This is a genomic window from Aquiflexum sp. (assembly GCF_977115555.1).
In genome coordinates this window covers 1-5,962 of sequence record NZ_CDSBKL010000262.1, presented here as the reverse complement: position 1 = coordinate 5,962, position 5,962 = coordinate 1, and the positions used below count along the sequence as shown (strand labels likewise).

At 42.6% G+C, this 5,962-nt stretch carries 5 protein-coding genes; all 5 read right to left on the bottom strand.

Going from position 1 to position 5,962, the window contains the following annotated elements; genetic code table 11:
• Positions 1-1,045: aldose epimerase family protein (locus ACZFYI_RS14350; RefSeq protein WP_462524817.1), on the bottom strand; the 1,045-nt coding region annotated here is incomplete at its 3' end.
• A 36-nt stretch (positions 1,046-1,081) separates the two neighbouring features.
• Positions 1,082-2,107, bottom strand: coding sequence for a LacI family DNA-binding transcriptional regulator (locus ACZFYI_RS14345; protein ID WP_462524816.1), 1,026 nt, complete (start codon positions 2,105-2,107; stop codon positions 1,082-1,084).
• Between the two features lie 25 nt (positions 2,108-2,132).
• The gene (locus tag ACZFYI_RS14340; RefSeq protein ID WP_462524815.1) at positions 2,133-3,113 is read right to left on the bottom strand and encodes a M28 family peptidase; all 981 of its coding nucleotides are present in this window, start codon (positions 3,111-3,113) and stop codon (positions 2,133-2,135) included.
• A complete protein-coding gene (cysS, locus tag ACZFYI_RS14335; RefSeq protein WP_462524814.1) occupies positions 3,103-4,593 on the bottom strand; it encodes a cysteine--tRNA ligase in 1,491 nt (496 codons plus the stop codon). Before cysS ends, ACZFYI_RS14340 begins: the two co-directional genes overlap by 11 nt.
• A 266-nt stretch (positions 4,594-4,859) precedes the next feature.
• Positions 4,860-5,962: bifunctional phosphoribosylaminoimidazolecarboxamide formyltransferase/IMP cyclohydrolase (purH, locus tag ACZFYI_RS14330; protein WP_462524813.1), on the bottom strand; the 1,103-nt coding region annotated here is incomplete at its 5' end.

Genomic DNA, 5,962 nt, shown 5'->3' with positions numbered 1-5,962 from the left:
GCGTCTTGGATTGAAAAATCTCTCCGGGCATTAGGAGAATAGACGGAAACTCTGGTTGGTTGCAGGAATGCGGGAAATGTTGCGTCTCCAGACAGATAGCCGTTCTTTTGCTATAGGTTACACCATTTTTTCCTTTGAAATCATTGCCTAAATAATTTCCGGTATACACCTGAATGCCCGGTTCTGTGGTAGATAGTGTTAATTTTCTCCCCGATTCAGGATCATAAAGAACGGCACAATCTTCAGGTTGGTTGAGTACAAAGCAGTGATCAATTCCCTCGGCAATTTCCAGTTGTGGATGATCTCTGTGGATAGGTTCGCTGATTGGTTTTAGGTTTCTGAAGTCAAAAGGAGTTCCGCTGACGGGTGCAATTTCTCCGGTCGGCAAGCTGTTTTTGTTCATTGGAAGGTATTGATCTGCATCTACATAAAAACCGTGGCCTTCAATTGTCTTCCTGAAATCACCGGTCAGATTAAAATAAGCATGATTTGTGGGGTTGATGATGGTTTTCTGATCTGTGCTTGCTTTATAGCCAATTTCCAATCTTCCCGTTTCATCCAATGTATAAGTAACCCAAATATCAATGGTGCCCGGATAATTTTCTTCACCAGCTTTGCTTTGGTAATAAAAAGTGACTCCCACAGAGTTATTGGTTTCAAATGGTTCTGATTCCCATACTTTTTTATCCCATCCCTCCATTCCTCCATGCAGATGAATCCCGTTTAAATTGGCAGGAAGTTCATATGTTTTTCCCTCTAAATGAAACCGGTTTTCTTTTATCCTTCCGGCAATTCTACCCACTGTAGAGCCGATATAGCAATAATGTTCCAAATAATCTTTTTGTAAATACCCGTCTAAAGTATCAAAACCCAATACCACATCTTCCATTTTACCACTTCTGTCGGGAATCAATAAGTGCGTCCAAGTTGCCCCATAATTCATTACTGACACCTCAATTTGATTGGGAATGCTGAGCGTAAATAGATGGATTTCATCTCCTTTGGGAGTAAATCCAAATGTTTTGGAGGTTAAGGCAGGTTGCATAGGATGATTTGGGTATAAAAAAAGCCATTTAAGGCTTTAAGGTTTTTTCTTAGATGAATTGCGGGGAACTAATGTGGTCAATAACACAAATGACTGAGGGTCGTCCGACACTATTTCTTCCAACTGATCGAGCAAATGGTTGGCTGCTAGTTGGCCCATCTCATATCCCGGCTGTGATACAGTTGTCAGGGATGGTTCTACCACTGCGGAAGTTGGGTTGTTGGTAAATCCTGCAAGGGCGATCTGCTCAGGTATTTTGATTCCTTTTTCCTTCAATACAATCATGACGTCCACCGCCACAGGATCAATCATTGCAAATATTGAATCCGGCAAGTCACCGCTATCGAGCATTTCCAAGGTAACTTTGCGATTCATCTCCGGAGTAAGGTCGGTTACATAAACTTTGCTTTCTTTTTCAGAAATTCCATATTCTGCCAAAGCCTCTAGATATCCTTCTTTTCTTTTCTTACTGATATAAAGATCTTCCGGTCCTGAGAAATAGGCTATTTTTCTACATCCTTGTTCCAATAAATGCTTGACTACCAAATAAGCGCCATGGGCATCATCCACGGTTATTTTGGAAACCGGTATTTCTTCGGTCACCCTGTCAAACATGATAAATGGAATCCCCCTGTCATAAAGGTCCTGAAGGTGTTCATATGTTTTGGTTTCTCTGCTCAAGGAAATCAGCAATCCATCAACCTGTGAGGAAACCAAGGTTCTGATGTTGGCCTTTTCTTGGTCGAAAGACTCGTTGGATTGGCAGATCATGATGTTGTAGCCACGCTTATAAGCAGTGTCCTGTATCCCGCTGATATTGCTGGAGAAAAAATGGGAAGTCAATTCAGGAACAATTACCCCCAAAACCTTACTTCGGCTGATCCTGAGGCTTTGTGCCAAAAGGTTGTATTGGTAATTCATACTTTTGGCCATTTCCACGATCCGTTTTTTGGTATCGGGATGAAGCTCGGGAGAGTCTTTCATCGCCCTGGAAACAGTAGAGACCGACACGCCAAGTTTTTTGGCTATCTCTTTCATTGTAACCTGATGGCCTTTTTTCATGATTTGTAGGTGGTTTGTTGGATTTTTATTCTTGGTATACAGTGAATAATACTGTTTGGCCGACTGCCTTGAGTGTTCTTCTGTCGATTATTTCCATATTGTCCTTATGGGTATGGTGGTAATGGCCAAATCCTGCTCTTGGAGAAAACTCAATAATATCTATCATCGGAATTCCCGCATCCCTGTTAACAAAAACATGGTCATCAATGATTTCAGGAGCATTTTCCAAAATAAAGAAGTCTGAATATCCCAATTCTATCCCAAAATTCCACACTTTATTGACAATGTTTTTGGCATAGCGCATGGAGTTACCCTCTTTGTAAAACCTTGCTCCTTTGGCACCAACAAGGTCTACCAAAATCCCGTAGTAAGCTGAATAGCCTTTTTCATGCGGATTTTTGGACCAATGTTGAGAACCTAGACACCACCATATCTGAGCATTGTTAGAGATTGAGGTATGCTCCGGTTCGCCATCATCTTCCCCGTCAAAAAGGATAAAATCAATCCCTATTTCAGGTTTTTGCTCTGAAAGACTGATGATCCGGGCGATCTCAAGTAAAACCCCAACACCCGATCCGCCATCATTTGCGCCATCTATTGGCTGGTCAATGCGTTCGGTGTCTTTGTCCGCAATTCTTCTTGTATCCCAATGGGCAGCCAACAATACCCTTTTTTTGGCAGAAGGGTTGTAGGAAGCGATTATATTGGTCAGGTTCCAAACTTTATCATCATAGGTCTTAGCTGTGAATTCCTGTGTCTGAACTTCTAAACCAAAACTTTCAAACTTCTCAACAAACCATTCTTTGGCTTTTCTGTGTGGCTCGGTATTGGGGACCCTTGGACCAAAATCAACTTGTTTTTGGATATAAGCGTAAGCAGAGTCGGCTACAAAATCAGGAACAGGTTTGTATACAATAGGCACTTGAATTGTGTCTGTTGTTTTGTCTCCGCCACAAGACCAAAGGAAAAGGAGCGCAAAAATAAATAGTCCCCAATTACTCTTCATATGCCCAGTCGATTTTGTCTTTCATGTCCTTAACCACTATTCCCAAGTCTTTCAACCCATTCCGGATCTCATCCACTTTATCATAGTTGCGGGCTGTTTTTGATTCGGAATAAAGTTTTAATAGAACATCCAAAAGGCCTTGTTGGTTGTTGGCTACCTCTTCTTTTAGACCCAATATTTTTTCAACAAAAATCACATAGGTCTGGATCATTTGGTCAAAAACATCCTTTCCAAATACGGCTGCATTCAACTGACCTGTATAGATAGAATTGATTTTTTTCAACAAATTGAAAATATGACCAATCGCCTGCGCTGTATTGAAGTCATCTTCCATGGCACGGTAGGCATTGCTGATGCTGCTTTCTACTTGCTTGATCTGATCTGCATCCAATGCTGTTGTTTCTTCGGCTACAAATTCAAGTTTCTTTGCAATCCGTAAGCCATTGATGATTTTCTTATAGCCTTTCTGAGCAGCTTTCAGCGCTTCATTGGAGAAGTCCAAAGTAGAGCGGTAATGTGCCGTCAAAATGAAATACCGGATCGTCATCGGACTGTAGGCCTGCTCAAGAAGTTTGTGATCACCCTTAAACAGCTCCTGAAGGGTAATGAAATTACCCAATGATTTGCCCATCTTCTGCCCGTTGATGGTGATCATGTTGTTGTGCATCCAATACTTAGCAGGGTCCTGATGGTTGCAGGCGTTTCCTTGTGCAATCTCGCATTCGTGATGCGGAAACATCAAATCCATTCCGCCGCCGTGGATGTCAAACTGTTTTCCGAGGTACTTCGAACTCATGGCAGTACACTCGAGGTGCCAACCAGGGAAGCCCGTGCCCCAAGGGGATTCCCATTTCATCAGGTGCTCGGGAGAAGCATTTTTCCACAATGCAAAATCAACAGAATTTCTTTTCTCTCCCTGTCCATCCAAATCACGGCTTCCGCTGATCAGTTCATCCAAAACCCGGCCTGAAAGCTTGCCATATTCATAGGTTTCGTTGTACTTCAATACATCAAAATAAACCGATCCATTTACTTCGTAAGCCAATCCTTCCTTCAAAATATCTTCCACCAGCGCAATTTGCTCGGGGATATGACCCGTTGCTCTTGGCTCGATGCTGGGCTTCAAAGTATTGAGCGCCTCCATGTCACGGTGGTAGGTATCGGTATATTGCTGCGCCACTTCCATCGGTTCCAACTGCTCCAATTTTGCTTTTTTGGCGATCTTGTCTTCACCTTCGTCTGCATCTCCCTGCAAATGTCCCACATCCGTAATGTTGCGGACATAGCGCACCCTATAACCCAAATGGGTCAAATACCTATTCACAGTATCAAAAGTGATCGCAGGTCTCGCATGGCCAAGGTGGGCATCGCCATAAACGGTAGGGCCACAGACATACATGCCTACAAAAGGAGGGTTGATCGGTTCAAAATCTTCTTTCTTGCGGGAAAGAGTGTTGTAGATTTTTAGATTATGGGTCATAATATAAGGGTACGGAATATCAAAGAATAAAGGTATTTAAAATGAAGACGCAAAATAGAAAATAGAAATCGGGAATGAAAAGAAATGGGTTGAGATACAGGCTTAAATGACAAATTGACTACAAAACTTATGATAAATTGGCGCAAGGCTTAAATGATATGATTTTGTAATTTGATCTTTATCCCTAAAAAAAAAGAGAAAAGACCGCTTGAAACTATATTTCAGGCGGTCTCCTCTCTCGCTTCTAATTTCTCGCTTCTCGCAAATCAATGCTTAAAATGCCTCACACCTGTCATCACCATGCTCATTCCATGGGCATCGCAGAAGTCAATACTGTCTTGGTCTTTGATTGATCCTCCTGGTTGGACGACTGCTGTGATTCCTGCCTCATGGGCGATTTCCACACAGTCAGGGAAAGGGAAGAATGCATCAGAAGCCATTACAGAGCCTTTCAATTCAAAGCCAAAAGATTTCGCTTTTTCGATGGCTTGCCTCAGTGCATCTACCCTTGAGGTCTGTCCCACTCCCGAAGCAAACAATTGGTTGCTGTTGCTCAGGATGATGGTGTTGGATTTGGTATGCTTGCAGATTTTGGCTGCAAAAACCAAAGCATCCTGTTCTTCCTCAGTTGGAGTGATTTTGGTCACTACCTTGAAGTCAGCTTTGGTTTCTGTTTTCAAATCCTTATCCTGCTCGATGATGCCATTGAGCAAAGTTTTGATTTGCTTGGTGCCTTCGATCTGGATTTTCTGCCTGAGCAGAATCCTGTTTTTCTTTCCTTTGAGCAGTGCCAAAGCATCCTCGTCAAAAGAAGGTGCAATCAGCACTTCAAAGAAAAGGCTGTGCATTTCTTCCGCTGCTGCCAAGTCCACGTTTTGGTTAGTGATCAAAACTCCGCCAAAAGCGGAAGTAGTATCTGCCTCAAAGGCTTTCTTGTAAGCTTGCTGAACGGTTTTGGCTGTAGCTACCCCGCAGGCATTGGTATGTTTCAAAATGGCAAATGCCGTTTCTCCATCAAATTCAGCGATCAAAGCCACTGCTGCATCGACGTCCACCAAGTTGTTGTAGGATAATTCCTTACCGTTCAATTGGTCAAACAAGGCTTCCATGTCTCCATAGAAATGGGCTGCCTGATGTGGATTTTCTCCATACCGTAATGCTTTTGCTTTAGTTTCGGAGATTTTGAGAGCAGGGATATTTTCAGACCGGTTGAAGTAATTGAAAATATGGGTATCGTAATTAGAAGAAACCTGAAATGCCTGAGCGGCAAAATAGCGTCGGTCTTCCAAGGTTGTTGCGCCGTCTTGTTTGGCAAGTTTTTCTTCCAATTCGCCATATTGTGCTTTGGATGCGATGATGACGACATCTT

What these genes read in the sequence shown, in the direction of transcription:
- ACZFYI_RS14345 (WP_462524816.1), bottom strand. Translation starts at nt 2,107, where the DNA reads ATGAAAAAAGGCCATCAGGTTACAATGAAAGAGATAGCCAAAAAACTT.
- ACZFYI_RS14340 (WP_462524815.1), bottom strand. Translation starts at nt 3,113, where the DNA reads ATGAAGAGTAATTGGGGACTATTTATTTTTGCGCTCCTTTTCCTTTGG.
- cysS (WP_462524814.1), bottom strand. Translation starts at nt 4,593, where the DNA reads ATGACCCATAATCTAAAAATCTACAACACTCTTTCCCGCAAGAAAGAA.